This is a genomic window from Polyangiaceae bacterium (assembly GCA_015075635.1).
GTDB lineage: Bacteria > Myxococcota_A > Polyangia > Polyangiales > Polyangiaceae > JADJKB01.
This window is the reverse complement of the sequence record JABTUA010000002.1, coordinates 65,210-82,648: the sequence shown is the minus strand read 5'-3', so window position 1 is coordinate 82,648 and position 17,439 is coordinate 65,210. Positions and strand designations below refer to the sequence as shown.

Annotated in this window: 15 protein-coding genes; 9 read left to right on the top strand and 6 right to left on the bottom strand. The window is 67.3% G+C overall.

The genetic code is table 11. The annotated features are described in order from the left end of the window. Positions 1-76: 76 nt before the first annotated feature. Together HS104_16700 and HS104_16695 are read left to right on the top strand one after the other, a co-directional pair. Positions 77-1,663, top strand: a complete 1,587-nt coding sequence (locus HS104_16700) for a hypothetical protein (GenBank protein MBE7481606.1) — start codon at positions 77-79, stop codon at positions 1,661-1,663. 442 nt (positions 1,664-2,105) lie between these two features. Next, the gene (locus HS104_16695) at positions 2,106-2,819 is read left to right on the top strand and encodes a response regulator (GenBank protein ID MBE7481605.1); all 714 of its coding nucleotides are present in this window, start codon (positions 2,106-2,108) and stop codon (positions 2,817-2,819) included. Here HS104_16695 and HS104_16690 read toward each other — a convergent pair. Then, entirely contained in the window at positions 2,784-3,200 is a 417-nt protein-coding gene (locus HS104_16690; protein MBE7481604.1) for a PDZ domain-containing protein, read from the bottom strand. The two genes, HS104_16695 and HS104_16690, sit on opposite strands and share 36 nt — an antisense overlap. After that, on the bottom strand, positions 3,197-3,670 hold the full coding sequence (locus HS104_16685) for a hypothetical protein (GenBank protein MBE7481603.1): 474 nt from the start codon (positions 3,668-3,670) through the stop codon (positions 3,197-3,199). The genes HS104_16690 and HS104_16685 overlap by 4 nt, the downstream gene beginning before the upstream one ends. 453 nt (positions 3,671-4,123) lie before the next feature. On the opposite strand from HS104_16685, the gene HS104_16680 reads away from it, so the two are divergent. Beyond that, the gene (locus tag HS104_16680) at positions 4,124-4,411 is read left to right on the top strand and encodes a transposase zinc-binding domain-containing protein (GenBank protein ID MBE7481602.1); all 288 of its coding nucleotides are present in this window, start codon (positions 4,124-4,126) and stop codon (positions 4,409-4,411) included. Continuing rightward, the gene (locus HS104_16675; protein MBE7481601.1) at positions 4,408-5,181 is read left to right on the top strand and encodes a transposase; all 774 of its coding nucleotides are present in this window, start codon (positions 4,408-4,410) and stop codon (positions 5,179-5,181) included. The genes HS104_16680 and HS104_16675 overlap by 4 nt, the downstream gene beginning before the upstream one ends. 220 nt (positions 5,182-5,401) lie before the next feature. Here the strand turns inward: HS104_16675 and HS104_16670 are convergent, their stop codons facing one another. Further along, positions 5,402-6,646 (bottom strand): serine/threonine protein kinase, encoded by a 1,245-nt coding sequence (locus tag HS104_16670; GenBank protein ID MBE7481600.1) that lies wholly within the window; start codon positions 6,644-6,646, stop codon positions 5,402-5,404. Between the two features lie 450 nt (positions 6,647-7,096). On the opposite strand from HS104_16670, the gene HS104_16665 reads away from it, so the two are divergent. Then, on the top strand, positions 7,097-7,783 hold the full coding sequence (locus HS104_16665; GenBank protein ID MBE7481599.1) for a hypothetical protein: 687 nt from the start codon (positions 7,097-7,099) through the stop codon (positions 7,781-7,783). Positions 7,784-7,907: 124 nt separating this feature from the next. Here HS104_16665 and HS104_16660 read toward each other — a convergent pair whose 3' ends face one another. Beyond that, positions 7,908-8,201: a tyrosine-type recombinase/integrase gene (locus tag HS104_16660; protein MBE7481598.1), complete on the bottom strand. Its 294-nt coding sequence runs from the start codon at positions 8,199-8,201 to the stop codon at positions 7,908-7,910. A 20-nt stretch (positions 8,202-8,221) separates the two neighbouring features. Between HS104_16660 and HS104_16655 the strand changes: the two genes are divergently transcribed. Continuing rightward, on the top strand, positions 8,222-9,385 hold the full coding sequence (locus HS104_16655) for a transposase (GenBank protein MBE7481597.1): 1,164 nt from the start codon (positions 8,222-8,224) through the stop codon (positions 9,383-9,385). A gap of 157 nt (positions 9,386-9,542) precedes the next feature. Beyond that, the gene (locus HS104_16650) at positions 9,543-9,947 is read left to right on the top strand and encodes a hypothetical protein (GenBank protein ID MBE7481596.1); all 405 of its coding nucleotides are present in this window, start codon (positions 9,543-9,545) and stop codon (positions 9,945-9,947) included. Between the two features lie 10 nt (positions 9,948-9,957). Here the strand turns inward: HS104_16650 and HS104_16645 are convergent, their stop codons facing one another. Beyond that, entirely contained in the window at positions 9,958-11,139 is a 1,182-nt protein-coding gene (locus HS104_16645) for a hypothetical protein (protein MBE7481595.1), read from the bottom strand. A gap of 14 nt (positions 11,140-11,153) precedes the next feature. Further along, entirely contained in the window at positions 11,154-12,635 is a 1,482-nt protein-coding gene (locus HS104_16640; GenBank protein ID MBE7481594.1) for a hypothetical protein, read from the bottom strand. A 279-nt stretch (positions 12,636-12,914) separates the two neighbouring features. Between HS104_16640 and HS104_16635 the strand changes: the two genes are divergently transcribed. Together HS104_16635 and HS104_16630 are read left to right on the top strand one after the other, a co-directional pair. Next, complete coding sequence (locus HS104_16635) at positions 12,915-14,990, top strand: transposase (GenBank protein MBE7481593.1); 2,076 nt, start codon at positions 12,915-12,917, stop codon at positions 14,988-14,990. A 2,035-nt stretch (positions 14,991-17,025) separates the two neighbouring features. Then, positions 17,026-17,382 carry a hypothetical protein gene (locus HS104_16630; protein ID MBE7481592.1) on the top strand — a complete coding sequence of 119 codons (357 nt, stop codon included), beginning with the start codon at positions 17,026-17,028 and terminating at the stop codon, positions 17,380-17,382. Positions 17,383-17,439 lie beyond the last annotated feature (57 nt).

The window sequence follows — 17,439 nt, the reverse complement described above, 5'->3', positions numbered from 1 at the left end:
GCGGGGGACTCTCCTCAAATGGGGCGGCACACCGAAAGGTGAGCCGCCCCATTCTTTATGGTATACTTTCGCCAATATGAAATCCCGTCTTTTTATATCGACGATGGTCATGGCATTTGGTTTAGGCGCGGCTACGATGGCTCACGCGGCATGGGTAGGAGCACCCTCGAATCCGCCTTCGGGTAATACGCTGGGCCCCGTGTGGCTTCAGCCGGGTGCGCCAACACAGCAAGCCGGAAATTTCAGAGTAAGTGGTCAGGGCACGGCAGATGAGTTTATTGGGGTAAATACTGGAAATTCTGTTCAGGCCGCAGGTAACATTTCATTTATCAACAGCGGAAAGGCGGTTCAGGCCAACGGCTCTGGAAGTACACTTATTAATATGGGGAACTGGGGGACTGGCGCTACTGGTTTTACATTGGGGCTTTATGGCGACATTGATGTCAAAGGAAAGTCCGGAGGTTATCTTGACGGGAAGGTCAGCGTGAATCAGATCTGTTTAGTGAATGATCCTACGACTCCCTGCCGCACCACATGGCCCACAGGAACAGCGGTTTCAGATATTTGGGTTGATACGGCGGGGGATACGATGACCGGAGACCTTCTGGTCCCCAATAACCAGGTCGTTGCAAAAACGCTCTGGGCCGGAGGCAATTTTCAGGTTCAGCGGCCGGCATCCACGAATGTATTCCGGACGGGCAGCTGGGACGGAACGTACGATAACTTCATGGAATTCATTTCTGATCCAGCGGAAACGCAAACGCTCAAATTCTTTACGGACGCGGTTGGACCGAATGTGGGTCAAAATGCCATGCAGATTCGCTTAAACAATACGGCGGGGCCATCGTGGCGGGCAGCGTATATGGACGGAAGACGCAGCGGAATCGTGGACCGTTCGCTTACCTTTATTCCGCAGATCGGAGCCTTGAGTTTTACGGCGAATACATCGGGCACAGGAAATCAGCGCGTAGGGGGTTATGTGGGCTATTGTCCGGATGGCGATACCACCCCGTGCAGAGGCCTTAATATATCCGCGCAGAACCAAGGTTCACTCGTTTCCCAAGGTGCTCTGTTTACGCACACCTCTAATAACAGTGTTCTTTTGGCCGATCCGAATTATGCAATTCTCGCGAATGCGGGCGACGCTACGCTTACAACGGGAGCATTCTTGAATACTGCCGTGTCAGGAACAGCTCTTCAGGCGGTGGCGACGAATGGAGCTTTGGCAAAAGCAGGGCAGTTCTATGGCCCTTTCGGCTATAACGGCGAGCTTGGCGTGCTGGGAGCCGGAGTTTCCGGAACAGGGGCAACAGCCGGCGTGTTTAACGGACAGGGTACGGGTATTTGGGCCGAGACCAACCAAAATAACTCCATCGCTGTTCGGGCGCGTGCGTTGCCGTCCGGCAGTATCGGCGTGTATGCGGAAGGAAATCTGATCGCTGGAGATTTTCGGCCTACAGGCGGCGCAGGATCCTTTGGCGTGCGCGCATACGGCGGAGGGACAGGGTTTGTCTCATATGGCGGAACGAATGGGGCGTATATTGAAGGTACGCAAAACGGTCTTGCCGCATATACAACCGATCAATGCGGAGGAGCGGGGACCTGCGCAGCTGGCATTGCCGGTTCCGCGCTTTTGGCAGAGGATCATCGTACGGATCCGTAACGTATGGAAATGTGTACGGCGCATTCGGTTCGGAATCGGATACGGGCGCATGGGGCGCCCTTGGAGGTAACGGGTATGGCGTGTACAGCGGAACAGACATTTATTCGAGCGGGTATCGCGGCGTTGTGTTGAATGCTGCGGACAGCCCGCTTATTACGCGCGGCTGGGACGCGTTTACATCGGGAGCATATGCGGGTCTGGGTCGTTGGGGTGTGTTTATGGAACCGCACACTCTTATCCTCGGTATCCCCAATGTCGGAGGAAAGACCATTCGTTTTTCTCGGTATGAGGCCACGAGCGCCAGAACCGATCTCCTTACCGTGGACACGGGCGGAAACCTTACGATTATCGGCAATGCATATAAACCGGGCGGAGGATCGTGGCTAGCCTCATCCGGCCGCCGCCACCGCTCACCCCCAGCAGCGGTGCTCGGAGGCGGATCTTGATCGCCGAAGACAACTTCTTCACCCAGGTGATTCTGAAGAAGACGATCGAGCGCCTGGGTCACGCGGTGGAAATCGCCCACAACGGTCTGGAGGTGATCGACGCCCTGGGGGTCGGTACGTTCGACGCGGTGATCATGGACTGCCAGATGCCGCTGCTCGACGGCTATTCGACCACCGCACGGCTGCGCGAGCTGGGCTACGACAGGACTGCGCTGCCGGTGATCGCGCTGACCGCCAGCGCCGTGCCCGGGGACCGCGAGAAATGCCTGCGCTCGGGCATGAACGACTATCTGACCAAGCCCTTCACCCTAGCCGAAGTCGGCGCCACGCTCGAGCGGTGGCTCGCGGCGGGGCCGGCCCCTGCTGTCTCGAAGCCCGCGCTGCCCGAAGACCCTGGCAGCGACGCTCTGGACGTTCGGCGGCTCGAGGATCTGAGCGGCGGAGACGCGGCGGTGCTGGCCGACGTTTGCGCCGTGTTCGTCGAGGACATGGGCGCGCGGCTCAGCGACCTGGAGCGGGCGGCCGAGAGCGCCGACGCGGTGGCCCTGCGCCGCATCGCCCACGTGGTCGCTGGCTCGGCCTCGAACGTCGGCGCGCGCACGCTGGAGTCACTGGCGCGCGACGTCGAGCCTCGAGCGGGTACGGCAGAATGGGCTCGTCGCCCACGGGCCGAGCTACGGAACCAGCTCGACCGCGTGCGCGGGCAATGACACGCCTGTGCGGCGGTGCACTCTAGTCCAGCTTCGGATCGGTGAGCAGCTTGCGGGTCTCGAGCGTGACCGAGATCGTCTTGCCTGCTCGGGCACCGTCACCGGCACGGCGGTGTGCTCGCTCTGATCGATCATCGCCCACGGGCGCTGATAGGGCGTCAGGCTGGCGAAGTCCGCGCCGCCGACCTTCACCAGCTCGTCGCCGACGGCGATGCCTTCGTCCGCGGCGCTGCTGCCCGGCAGCACCTGCGTCACATGGATGGGTGGCGAGGTCACCTGCTCGAACCCGATGCCCAGCGCGAAGAAGCTGTCGGGCTCCCGCGGCGGCAGGTCCGCATACCCGTCGAGCCGCAGCTTGCCGGCGGGGTAGTCGACGGTCATGAGGAAATGCCGCAAATACCTGGTGGGAAGCACGCCCAGAAAGGGCGCGTCCAGCTGGGGGTCGGAATCATCGCGTCGTCGATGGTGCGCGTCACGATGTGCTCGACCTTGTGCCCCGCGACCTCGAGGGCGCCGACGGCGGTCAGCTGCGCCCAGAAAGTGCCGACGGCAGCCGGAGGTAGAAGCCGTCCAGCGCCGGCCGGGGTGAGCCTTCTGCAGCTCGGCGAAGACCGACTTGGGCATCGCCCCGAGAGAGGCCCCGGTGTCGACCAAGAACCACCTGGTTTGTGCTCGGCCTTGCCGGGCACGAACAAGTAGTCCGCTTCGACGTAAGAGACTTCGGCCGGGGCAGCCTTGGCATGCGTGCAGGCGAGCAGCGCGCTTTCGTCCCGTTGGTCGTCGAGCCAGAACCTGGAGCGTGCGTCGTCGAGTGTCACCGCGAAGTTGCGCATCACGTTGGCGCCGATCACACCCCACACCGCCTTGGTTCAGGTATTGCTGCACGGGGAACGTGATCAGCGAGTCGAGCTCGACCTGCTTGCCGCCCAGCTTCACCGTGTAGGGGCCACCCCCACCTTGTCCGCGAGCGCCGGACACCGAGGGGATGGGCTGCCAGGGCTCGAACCGCTGCTGTCCCCATGAGCGACTTCCTCAAGACCTGATGCCGGCCATCGCACAGGCCCTCGTGGGGCTTGATGTTGGGAAGCCGTTCAGAATCAAGGTGACCACCAGCCCGGGTGTCACGAAGCGCGTCGATCGCCACCTGAGTTCGCCACTTCGCCACCTTGTGAGCGAGCGAAACAGCGGGGTTTTGGGTTCACCTGGCTGGCACGCCGCTCGCTGAGGCGGCAGTGGCGTGGGCCCCTGCACATGCGCTCGCACAGCCCGAGCGCTCGCGCTTCCGCCACCGGCCGGAGAGGACCGTGCTCTACCAGACGGTGGCGGAGCACTGGCCGGCGTTCCTCGAGCGCGCGGAGGAGCACGGCGGACTGCCGCGCTTCGTGGTGAAGGAGTTCGAGGAGTACCTTCGCTGCGGGCGTCTCGAGCACGGGTGTCTGCATCTGGTCTGTCGCGAGTGCGGCTACTCCGAGCTCGTCGCCTTCTCCTGCAAACAGCGCGGATTCTGCCCCTCCTGCCTCGGTCGGCGGATGGCGGACACCGCCGTCCACCTGGAGCAGAGCGTCCTGCCGCGCGTGCCCATTCGCCATTGATCTGCTCACTGCCCTGGGGACTGCGAGCCTTGCTCGGCTACGACCGGAAGCTCTGCGCCGAGGTGGTGAGCGCGTTCATGGCAGAGGTGGACCGCTCACTGCGCTGGCGAGCGAAGCGCCAGCTCGGGCTAGCGAGCGTCGCAGACGCGCACACGGGCGGCGTGGCCGCGGTGCAGAGGACGGACAGCGCGCTGCGCCTGAACGTCCACTTCCACTCGCTGGTGCTCGACGGCGTTTACGTTCACGAGAACGACGACCCGCGCTCGCCGCTCGAGTTTCGCGAGCTCGACACGCCCACGCGAACCGACATCGCCGAGGTGGCCGCGCGCACCGCCGCTCGCGTCGAGAAGCTCCTCCGAGCGCACGGCAAGAGCCTCGACCCCGAGCTCGTCGAGGACACGCCACCAGAGCTCGCCCTCGACGAGCCTGGCCTGGCCGCCTGCTACGCCGCCGCCGCGCAGGGGCTCTCCGTGAGCGGCGACCGCGCTGGCCAGCCGCCGCTTCGCCTCATCGCCTCGCCCGACCCACCCGCGCGCCCCGCGCCGTCGATGCGACCGACCAGCCCATCGCAGAGGTGCGCGGTATCAACATCCACGCCGTGCAGGTCGTGGACGGGCGGGACCGCCGTCGCGTGGAGCGGCTCTGCAAGTACATCACGCGCCCCCCGTCGCGCAGGACCGCCTCGAGCGCCGCGCGGACGGCAAGCTCGAGCTGACGTTCAAGAAGGTGTGGCGCGACGGCACGCGAGCGCTCGTGTTCGAGCCAGCTGACCTCATCCGCGGCTCGTCGCTGCTGTGCCCCGCCGCGATTCCACTTGCTCCGGTACTTCGGCGTACTCGAGCCACCTCGCGCCGGCGTCTCGTCGTGCCCACGCCCGCGCTCGACGACGCGACCGCGAACAAGCCCCGCCTGCTCGCGGCGATCAGCTCGAGCTGATCGGCGACACGGACGACGCGCCCGCACCCCAAAGCGGTGGGCCTGGCTCCTCGCTCACGTCTTCGCCGCCGACGTGGAGACCTGCCCGCGCTGCTCGGGGCCCATGCGCTGGGCCGAGGTCGCCAACACCCGCGCCCAGATCACCCGCCTGCTCGCGGAGCATGGCCTCGGCCCGAGGGCCCCGCCTGCGACCCGTGTCGGCGTTAGCGTGCCCGAGCAGTTGATGTTGGGGTTCGGGAAGGAGTGAGACGTCGGTGAGCGCCTCGCCGAAGGCGGAGCTGTGCCCTGCGCAGCCGGCGACGCGGAGAATCTCTGCCGAGCTGCGTCGGACGCCCGCCGCGCGAGGGTTCGCGGGCAGCACTCGACCCGAGCTCCGCCGCCGCGTATCTTGGACTCGGTGGGTTTTGACAGATGGAAACTCCTACGCGCCGTCGGACGCCCGCCGCGCGAGGGTTCGCGGGCAGCACTCGACCCGAGCTCCGCCGCCGCGTATCTTGGACTCGGTGGGTTTTGACAGATGGAAACTCCTACGCGCCACTGGTCGAATCCGGGAGGCAGGAAATCGGGGGCGCCGAGCTCCCGCGCGCGCTCGCTTGCAGGGATGATGATGCCTTGCTTGATTTCGTCGGCGATGGCCCCCAACCCCGCCGGCCCCTGCGCTGTCAGCCAGTACTCTTTGGCCGTCAGCAGTTCAAAGGCGATGAGGCCCAGTGCCCACACGTCGGTCGCCGGGCAAATTCCGTGTCCACGCAGTTGCTCGGGAGCCATGTAGAGCAGAGTGCCGATCGGCTCCGTCATCGTGGTCGTATCGGCGACAGCTTTCGCGAGACCGAAGTCCAGAACCTTGACGGTGAAGGCGACGTCCGCGCGGTTGCTCCGGGAGAGGAAGATGTTCGCGGGCTTCAGATCACGGTGAACGATGCCCACGCCGTGGGCCGCACCGAGCGCGTGACAGACCTGCCTGAGAACATCAAGCACTTCCGAAGAACCGAGCGGTCCGCGCTTCCCCAGGTGTGCCCAGAGGTCCTCGCCCTCAAGGTACTCCATTGCGAGCCAGGGGAACCCGGTCTTCTCGTCGAGCCCCGCGGCGACCACCTCAACGACGTGTTCGCTCTTGATCCGAGAACCGACCGACGCTTCCTGGGCGAACCGCCCCCGCAGCTTCGGGTCATCGGCAAGGTCGACTTGCATGAGCTTCAAAGCTCGCTTACGCCCAGTGCTCAGCTGTCGCGCGAGATAGATGGCCCCCATTCCCCCGGCGCCGACCAAGCGCTCGACCCTGAAGTCGTCGCCGATCACCTGACCACGGGACAGCCTCGGGAGCCCCACGGCTTGATACTACCAGTCATTCCGCGCGAACGAGCTCGGGCAGCGCCACGTTTCTACGCATGCGTCGGGGCTCCTGATAGGCTTCGACATGCCTTCCAAGAGGTACCGTCCAGAACCCGTAGCGCCTGGCGACCTACGTTCGTGGACCGAATACGCCGCGGCTGCGACTACCGGGCTACTCCACCATGATGACGGCGGGCGCTTTCTTGGCACCAGCGTCGACGCGCTGAAGCAACTTGCGGAGACGGCAGCAGCGATCGCAGACCTCCTTCTCAAGGAAGAACAGCGCCGGCGCAACCCAAGGGACGACCCGCCGACCGCCGCGGAAGAGTAGCCGAGCGGACCGTTTGACGGACTTGCCTGGTGTGCGACGTGTCCATTGGCCGGAATCGCGTCATTGGGTGATAATGCTGCACGCCAATGCGGACCGCGCTGATTGACACGGAACCTTGGGTGGCGGGGTTCGCGCTGGCTTGTGAGTCAGATCCAGCCGCGGCGCTTGCGCTCGCGATTCCGAAGGTGCGCGACTACGACATCGCAGGGTACAAGACCCTGGTTCGGCTGCTGCAATCGCTGGTGGTCCTGCCCGCGGAGCCGCCGTACCCTGACGAGGAGATCGCAGCAAGCGTGACACTCGCCGGCGACGCACTGACGTACGCTTCATTTGGCTCGCGTCTAGTATGTCAGCTGCTCCGCTCTCATCTCCCCGACGAATCCAAGTCGCCACCGCTGGAAACTGCGGCAGAGAGGACCGCGATCATTGAGAGAGAGGTGCGGGGTCGGGGTCCTGCGGGCGCGCTCGGGCACCACCTGGACGCACTCTTCGAAGTCGCACAGCTGACCGCAGACAGGCTCTACGCGGTCGTGGACAACTCTTTCCCACTCGACGATTCTCTGCCTCGTGAGATCATCCAACCACTGCTTGCTGCAGATGAGTGCCTTCCGCTAGCACTGTCGATCTGCGATCGCACGGATGTCTTGCTTCGACTTGCGAAAGGGGCCGTTTCAGTCGGGCAGTTCACCCGCTGGCGATGTCGCTGCGGCATTGTCAATCGAGCCGATTCCCACCGCTGCGGTAGCTGTGGCGATGCGCGTTCATCCCGGTAGCGTCGGCGCAAGTGGATCTCTGCGAGGTGTCGTCAGCTCGACTGCCGGAGTTTCGCGCATGCCTGTGCCCGCTGGCATGGGAGTTGTGGAGCTGAGCTGTTTCTGGCAGACCGCTGTCACGCTGTCACGCCGCAATTCGGCCTGAAAGCGTCCACTGCAGCACCGCCGAGTCCTTCACGCCCAGCACCCTCCTCGCCGCCGCCTCGTTTGGCCTCGTGTACCGATTCGTGGTGCTGATGTGCTTGTGCCCGAGCAAGAATGCGACGCCGACCAGGTTCCCCGACTCCGCCCACTCCGTCGCCCGCGAGTGTCGGAGATCGTACGGGGTGAACGTCGCCGCCTTCTCCGGCGAAAGCACCGCTCGAGCGGCCGCCGTGAGCCGGTCCCGGCAGTGGTGGCGCCCGAAGATGATGCTCACTGCCCTGGGGACTGCGAGCCTTGCTCGGCTACGACCGGAAGCTCTGCGCCGAGGTGGTGAGCGCGTTCATGGCAGAGGTGGACCGCTCACTGCGCTGGCGAGCGAAGCGCCAGCTCGGGCTAGCGAGCGTCGCAGACGCGCACACGGGCGGCGTGGCCGCGGTGCAGAGGACGGACAGCGCGCTGCGCCTGAACGTCCACTTCCACTCGCTGGTGCTCGACGGCGTTTACGTTCACGAGAACGACGACCCGCGCTCGCCGCTCGAGTTTCGCGAGCTCGACACGCCCACGCGAACCGACATCGCCGAGGTGGCCGCGCGCACCGCCGCTCGCGTCGAGAAGCTCCTCCGAGCGCACGGCAAGAGCCTCGACCCCGAGCTCGTCGAGGACACGCCACCAGAGCTCGCCCTCGACGAGCCTGGCCTGGCCGCCTGCTACGCCGCCGCCGCGCAGGGCCTCTCCGTGAGCGGCGACCGCGCTGGCCAGCCGCCGCTTCGCCTCATCGCCTCGCCCGACCCACCCGCGCGCCCCCGCGCCGTCGATGCGACCGACCAGCCCATCGCAGAGGTGCGCGGTATCAACATCCACGCCGTGCAGGTCGTGGACGGGCGGGACCGCCGTCGCGTGGAGCGGCTCTGCAAGTACATCACGCGCCCCCCCGTCGCGCAGGACCGCCTCGAGCGCCGCGCGGACGGCAAGCTCGAGCTGACGTTCAAGAAGGTGTGGCGCGACGGCACGCGAGCGCTCGTGTTCGAGCCAGCTGACCTCATCCCGCGGCTCGTCGCTGCTGTGCCCCCGCCGCGATTCCACTTGCTCCGGTACTTCGGCGTACTCTCGAGCCACTCCTCGCGCCGGCGTCTCGTCGTGCCCACGCCCGCGCTCGACGACGCGACCGCGAACAAGCCCCCGCCTGCTCGCGGCGATCAGCTCGAGCTGATCGGCGACACGGACGACGCGCCCGCACCCCGAAAGCGGTGGGCCTGGCTCCTCGCTCACGTCTTCGCCGCCGACGTGGAGACCTGCCCGCGCTGCTCGGGGCCCATGCGCTGGGCCGAGGTCGCCAACACCCGCGCCCAGATCACCCGCCTGCTCGCGGAGCATGGCCTCGGCCCGAGGGCCCCGCCTGCGACCCGTGTCGGCGTTAGCGTGCCCGAGCAGTTGATGTTGGGGTTCGGGAAGGAGTGAGACGTCGGTGAGCGCCTCGCCGAAGGCGGAGCTGTGCCCTGCGCAGCCGGCGACGCGGAGAATCTCTGCCGAGCTGCGTCGGACGCCCGCCGCGCGAGGGTTCGCGGGCAGCACTCGACCCGAGCTCCGCCGCCGCGTATCTTGGACTCGGTGGGTTTTGACAGATGGAAACTCCTACGCGCCGCCGCCCAGCCCCGCCGAGCGACGCGCGCTGTTCAAGGTGCGCTGGAGCGAGGCGACCGGCTTGCGCGGCGTGCCAGCCTTCGCGCCCACCGCCAACGAGCTCAGGATCTACTATCGGTTCCTGCTGGCGCACCCGGATCGCGCGCGCCGCGTCGAGAGCGACCTACGCCACGTGACCGCCGTCGAGAAGCTGGATCTCGAGTACCCCGGGCTGTTCGCGAGGGGCGTGATCCACTACCGCGGCGGACAGTGGGCCACGGCGGCGCAGCTGTTCCGGGCGCACCTGGCCAAGCACCCGCGCGGGCCCTGGAGCCTGCGCGCCCAGAATCATCTGCTTGCGGCCGCCGAGCGAACACGCGAGACCACGCCGGAGCCGTGACCGACGTCTCTCAGTCGTCGAGTGTAAGGACCCAGCCTTGTTCGGGAGGAAGCTCCAGGCCATTTCCCGTTCCGCCCCAAACCAGGGCCCGCCGCCCATCCCCGAAGACAGTGGTCGTGTGCATCCATCGTGGAGGCGGTAGGCAGGTGTCGGTCGGCAGCGGGAGCCAGGTGTCCGTGGCCAAGTCGTAGAGGCCGCCAGTGTTGCTGGCCGGCTGGGTCGAGGCCGTTCCGCCGCCGAACACCACGAGCCGGCCGGATGCACCAGAGCCCGGTAGCACCGCCCCGCTCGCGTGGGCTCTGGCTGTTGGGGCACCGGCCGACGACATGACTCTCCACTTCCACTCTGGAATCGAGAACCGAACCCCGCTGTCCTGGTACGAGTCGGCGAGACCGCCCCAGATCAGCACTTCTTTGGTGGATGGTGACCAGGCCACCACCGCTCCCTCTCGATCGCCGAGTGCTGGCTCGTCGGGAAGCAGCTTCCACTGGCGCGTCTTCGCGTCGAAGAAATAGCCAGCCCAGGTCGATATCGCCTCACTCTTTCGGCCGTACGCGAAGACGCCTTGATCGCCCGCCGTGACCAACAGGGAGTTGTACTCGAGCGCGAACGGCGCGGAAGGGGCGTTGGTCCAACTATCCAGGTCGGGGTCGTAGAACGCGGCGTCCGTCAGGGGAAGTCCGTCAGTGTCACGGCTGCCCCATACCAACAGTTCCGTGCCGACGACTCCGAATAGGGGTAACCGAAGGCTGGGGTGGCCCTTCGAGGACATGGGTTTCCAGGCACCTTGGGTGAGCTCCAGTCGCGCCCCGTCCTCGAGCCCTGCCTCGACCCCTTCGCCACCCCAGATCACCAGGCTGTCTCCGATGGCAGCCAGTGCGTGGTTAACCCGGGGTGCCGGCGCGCCGGCCCCGGGAAGCACGGCGGCGGATGGCGTCTGCTCGAAACCGACGCGCACCCCATCTCCGCGGCGTAGAACCTCGCCGCGCCCGCCCCAAATGAGGACCTCGCCGTTGACCGCGACCGCCGGGTGTTCGATACGCGCTGACGCGCCCGTCGGAGGCGCGACCGATCGCCAGTGCTCGCCCGTGCACGCGGCCGCGCCACCCGCACCCGCGCTGCCTCCGCTGCCGCCATCGCCGGGCGGATCGACGCTGGTCTGGCCGCAGCCCAGCGCCGGCAGCGCGATCACGAAGAGCGCCCGCATCAGAGGCAGTACTCCCGGTCGATTGGAGTCCCTCCCGCGGCGAAGCACTCTGCCTGCGCGACAAGCTGGAAGGAGCCTCCATTGCTACAGCACACCGACGTGCACTTGCTCGCCTCCAAGATCGTCCCCCCGCATGAGCCCAACCTGACAAACTCGACATCCACTGGGCTCTCCGACAGCGTGCAGCACTCCGTGCAAGCGGCGTCCGGCAGGACCGTGCCCGGACACGAAGCTACTGACGCCCAGTACTTCGAGCCAAAGACCTCGCAACACGTGAAGGGGAAAGAAACGAGGCTGGGATCCACGATGTGGGGGTCCGGATAGTATACGGTGATCGGGTTGGAGGCCGGGATGCGCCCGAGCTTCCGGTTGTACTCCCGGAACCGGGAGGCAAACTCACCAGCTCTGGTCCGTGCGGCGTTGCACTGCTGCTGGGTGATCGTTCGGCCAGTGCAGTTTTCCTGCCCGCACATTAGGTTGGTCGACGTGCCGACGTGAGTTAGGCCGAGCACGTGGCCGAGTTCGTGTGCGACGAGCGGCGCCGGCCCGGAGTCGGCGCGATCGATGTGCAAACTGTGGGTGTCGCCGAGATCGCCCTTGCCTCGGAAGTTGGAGCACCCCAGGTAGCCGAAGTGTGCTCGAACGGGCGCGAGAAGTGTCAGCAGCTCCTCGGCTGCACCTGCGCCAATCTGACCGGCTATCAGGTTCTTGACGGCCCCGACTTCCGCGAACTCTTGAACGTTGCCAGTCTTGTTGCACGGAGGCGGCACTTTCTGCGCATCAAACTTGAACTCCGCTACGACCTGAAACTGGATCCCGCACTGCGTCCAGATGTCGTCGGGCGGATCATAGTACGGCTCGGGCGCGGCGGTGTTGGCCGCGTTCCATTGTGATGGCGCCGTGTTTGTGTAGGACCCCTTGAACGGGATGAAGTCGAAGAGGGCGCGTCCCCGCGCTCGGAAGTCCTGCTCGGCAGGCGGCCATTCGAGCCCGGGCCGGATCCACGACACCAGCACTACGGGGACGACCAACACACTTGGCGACAACTGGAACCACGTCGCGGACGGAGAGGTCGCCAGGCCGTCGTTGTTGCACAGGTGAGCTTGCGCGACGGCGTAGGAGTTCTCGGGCACGAGATTGCCCGAGCGCACGGCCCAGTTCAGCTGGCTGGCTCGGCTGTCTGTGTATTGGTAGCCAGCCACGGGACGCATCGGGGTCGCCCAGTCGTCGGTGTTGAATGGCGGCGACCAAAACTCGTAGGTTCGGATCGTTCCGTTACATGTGCCGGAATACTGATGCGAGTACTGCCCAATGCCGTTCCAGGAGTTCCCCGCGGTCGTGTTGAACCAGCCCTGGAGCCACGGGTTGTCTCGGTTGACCAAGATCGGCTCATCGACCGTCCCCGGGTTCCACTGTGCGATGTGAGTGACATCGACACCAACCGTGTTGCTGTTCCACCCAACGAGGCCAAGGGCAGCCACCGCAAGTCCAAGTTTCAGCGCGAACGCTTCGCGCGCCGGCCTGCCGCCTAGGCAATCAGTCTTGCCTGCCTGCCTGCCTGCCTGCCTGCCTGCGCAGTTTCTGTGCCATGCTTCGTGTCTATCGACTCCGCCGGCGGGCGTCAAACGGCCGCAGGTGCATCTTCCGGCGATCACTCCGCCCGAATGCGCTTCCTTCGCGTGCTCCACGATGCAGAAGCGCTGCGCCCAGAATCATCTGCTTGCGGCCGCCGAGCGAACACGCGAGACCACGCCGGAGCCGTGACCGAAGAGGAGCAGCCCGAATCCGAGCGCCTGCTCGACGCGCTGGCGCTGCCGGAAGGGCGAAAGGTGCTCAGCGCGCGCGAGGTGGCGGAGCTCGCCCGCGAGAGCCGGAACCTCCACGTCGTCGGCGCCGAGGGCTCGGCTCCCGCATTGGTCGCCCGCGCGCTCGCGCTCGCCGGAGCGCGCGTGCTCTACGTCGCGCCGGACGTGGACGCGGCGCGGCGGGCGCTCGCCGACTTGAGCTTCCTCGCCCGGGCGTTGCCCTTCGACCCGGCGCGCGTCGCCGACGGCGAAGCGGCGCTCGCGGTCTTGCCCGCGGAGTCCACGCCCTGGGCGGACGTCCGCCCCGACCGGCGCGCGCAGATGGCGCGGACGAGCGCGCTGTTCCACGTCGCCGAAGGGCTGCCCTGGCGTTTTCTGGTCACCACCGCCGCGGGGCTCGTGCGCCGCTTCGTGCCGCCTGCCCCGCTCCGCGACGCGGCGGTCGAGCTCGTCGCGGAAGACGAAATCGACGTGGGCCGGGTCGCGGCGAAGCTCGCGGCCGCCGGCTACCTGCGCGCTCCGGTCGTGGAAGATCCCGGAAGCTTCGCCGTCCGCGGCGGCGTGCTCGACGTGTGGCCGCCGAACGCGGAGCTGCCGGTGCGCGCGGAGCTGTACGGGGACATGATCCTCTCGCTCAAGTCCTTCGACCCGGAGTCGCAGCGCACCAACGAGGCGATCGCACGAGTCTGGCTGCCGCCGGCCCGTGAAGCCATCACCACTCCCGCGGCTTCCGAGCGCGCCCGCGTCATTCTGCGCTCGCTGTGCGACGCGGTGGACTGGCCTTCGACGAAAGCCCGAGCGCTGGAGGAGGACGTGGCCACCGCCCGCAGCCTGTTCGGCCTCGACGGTTTTCTGCCGGCCTTCCACCAGCTGGTCCCGCTCTGGGCGTACCTACCACCGGAGACTGTGCTCCTGGTCGAAGACCTGGACCGCTCACTGCGCTGGCGAGCGAAGCGCCAGCTCGGGCTAGCGAGCGTCGCAGACGCGCACACGGGCGGCGTGGCCGCGGTGCAGAGGACGGACAGCGCGCTGCGCCTGAACGTCCACTTCCACTCGCTGGTGCTCGACGGCGTTTACGTTCACGAGAACGACGACCCGCGCTCGCCGCTCGAGTTTCGCGAGCTCGACACGCCCACGCGAACCGACATCGCCGAGGTGGCCGCGCGCACCGCCGCTCGCGTCGAGAAGCTCCTCCGAGCGCACGGCAAGAGCCTCGACCCCGAGCTCGTCGAGGACACGCCACCAGAGCTCGCCCTCGACGAGCCTGGCCTGGCCGCCTGCTACGCCGCCGCCGCGCAGGGCCTCTCCGTGAGCGGCGACCGCGCTGGCCAGCCGCCGCTTCGCCTCATCGCCTCGCCCGACCCACCCGCGCGCCCCCGCGCCGTCGATGCGACCGACCAGCCCATCGCAGAGGTGCGCGGTATCAACATCCACGCCGTGCAGGTCGTGGACGGGCGGGACCGCCGTCGCGTGGAGCGGCTCTGCAAGTACATCACGCGCCCCCCCGTCGCGCAGGACCGCCTCGAGCGCCGCGCGGACGGCAAGCTCGAGCTGACGTTCAAGAAGGTGTGGCGCGACGGCACGCGAGCGCTCGTGTTCGAGCCAGCTGACCTCATCCCGCGGCTCGTCGCTGCTGTGCCCCCGCCGCGATTCCACTTGCTCCGGTACTTCGGCGTACTCTCGAGCCACTCCTCGCGCCGGCGTCTCGTCGTGCCCACGCCCGCGCTCGACGACGCGACCGCGAACAAGCCCCCGCCTGCTCGCGGCGATCAGCTCGAGCTGATCGGCGACACGGACGACGCGCCCGCACCCCGAAAGCGGTGGGCCTGGCTCCTCGCTCACGTCTTCGCCGCCGACGTGGAGACCTGCCCGCGCTGCTCGGGGCCCATGCGCTGGGCCGAGGTCGCCAACACCCGCGCCCAGATCACCCGCCTGCTCGCGGAGCATGGCCTCGGCCCGAGGGCCCCGCCTGCGACCCGTGTCGGCGTTAGCGTGCCCGAGCAGTTGATGTTGGGGTTCGGGAAGGAGTGAGACGTCGGTGAGCGCCTCGCCGAAGGCGGAGCTGTGCCCTGCGCAGCCGGCGACGCGGAGAATCTCTGCCGAGCTGCGTCGGACGCCCGCCGCGCGAGGGTTCGCGGGCAGCACTCGACCCGAGCTCCGCCGCCGCGTATCTTGGACTCGGTGGGTTTTGACAGATGGAAACTCCTACGCGCCGCCGCCCACCAGAGCTCGCCTTGCGCGCCGTAGCGCGTGGCAAAAAACTCGCCGGAGGAGTTCGCTTTCACCTCGGTCTGGAACACCAGGGCGTCGCCGCTCGGCAAGAACCAGGGCCAGCCGGGCCGGTGCGCGCCGGTGTACACGAGCTTCGGATTGCTGAACGCCTTGGTCGTGGCGTCGAAGTCCATGGTCACGAGCTTCTTGCCGTCGCCCGGGCCCACCGTCGCGTCGCCGGCGCCGGTCTGGAACAGGAACGCCACGCGCTTGGTGTCGTGCGAGAAGGCCGGCATGCCCGCGTGCGTGACGAAGCTCGAGAGGCCCGTGGTCGCGATGGGGCTGCCGTTCGTCATGTCGTAGAGCGCGGTGGTGGCGCCCGTGTTCGCGCCGCCGGGCAGCGGCACGGCGTTGCCCAGGCCCAGGCTGCCGTCCGGCGACAGGCCGATCCAGCCGAGCTTCGTGTTGGTGCTCGCCGGGTAGGCGCTCTCCGCGTAGGCGGCGTTCAGCGCGTAGCTCGAGCTCACCTGGTAGTCATTGCCGTGCTGCGCGATCATGCGCGCGCCGTCGCTGGCCACGGTGTGGCACACGCGGCACGCGCTGTGGTTGCCGTTGCCGCCGGCGACCAGCGTCGGGTCGGTGGCGCCGGGCTTGATGGCGAGCGTCGCGCCGCCGAATTGCCCGTCGCCGCCGATGGCGCCGGAGTAGTTCTTGGCCAGCTTCGTGCCGTACGACTGGTAGTAGACGGTGCCCTTGAGCCGGCCCTTGGCGACGGTCCAGGTCTGCGTCATCGGTCCGTAGGCCACGCCGCCCTTCGCGACCACGATGTTCAGGCTGAGCTGCCCGCCGGCAGCCGACAACGTCGCCGCGTCCCATGCTGCTTGCGGGATGGGATGGCGCACGAACGGCGCGCTGGGAGCCAAGGGCTTGGGGCGCGCGAAGTAACCCTTGTAGTCGTAGTTCGGAGCGGTCAGGTGGATGTACACGCCGTCCGCCACCGCCATGGAGCCGGCCGCCCACTGCATCAGCGGCGCCAGGAGGCCGAGCGGCCACACCGTCTTGTCGTACGGGTAGAGCATCTTCAGGCTCGCGTCGGAGGTCGGCGTGCCGAGCAAGATCGCCTTCAGCGCTGCGTCCACCGCGCCGCCTTCACCTTCTCCGCCCACGCCGCCGACACCACCACCCGTGGTGCCGCCGTCGCTCTCGATGCCGCCGTTCTGCTCGCACTCGAGCTTCACGGTCACCGTGGTGGTCGCCTTCTGCGTCCCGACGGTGGCTTCCACCGTGGCGATCCCTCCCGCCTTCCCGGAGGCGGTGAAGAGGCCGTTCTTGTCGATGGTGCCGATCTCCGCCTTGTCCACCAACCAGAGCGCGCTCGCCTTCTTGCCGCCGTCGAAGGCGTCGAGCTGCACGGTGGGCGCCGCCTCGCCGCACTTCGCGGTCAACACCGGGTTCTGCGGCGAGATCGACACCGATGAGCTGGTGTCCGTGTCCACGTCGAGCAGGAGCCCGCCGCTGCCGCTCGACGCCCCGGTGCCGCTCGACGCTCCGCTGCCGCTCGACGCTCCGCTGCCCTGGCCGCCGTTGTCTGCGGTCCCACCGTCGCTGCCACCACAGGCCCCGGCGACGGCGCTGGCGACCGACACGAGCCCCAAGCACAAAGCCCAACGACGTGCGCTCCGCATGGCCGACATTCTAGTCGATCGGCGACTGCTCGGCACGGCGGCGCCGGACCGCTGGCGAGCGCGCCGTGTGTGAGTGCGAGTGCGCGCCGGACTTCGATCCGGGCAAGTGTTACTGAAGTGAGCACGGGGGCTTCCTGGGGCCCATCCCCCACGTTAAGCTCGCCCCGTCCATGGGTCTCCGGCGCTGGCAATTTTCGCGGAAGCTCGCCGTGCTCGTGCGGCTCCTGCCGCTCGTCGCGCTGCTCGAGCTCTCGGGCTTTGCCCACGTACTGGCCGACTTCGTCGAGGTCGTGGTCCTGGGCGGGCACCACGAGTCTGACTGCGACGACGAGAAAGGCGGCCGCCCTTGCGACCCGGGCTGCGCGGGCTGTCACTGCGCCCACGGCGGCCCCACCGTTCCGTCGGCGAACCTACAAGCCACCGAGTCGCGCCTCGCGACGGGCGAGCTTCAGTGCCGGCCCCCGGACGCGCTCCGCGCTCCGAGCCCCGAGCGTACCCCGCCGTTCCGTCCGCCTCGTCTCGCCTGAGCTGGCTTTCCGGTTCGACTAGCTCAGGGACGTGCTGACGCCGCGGCGACATCGCCG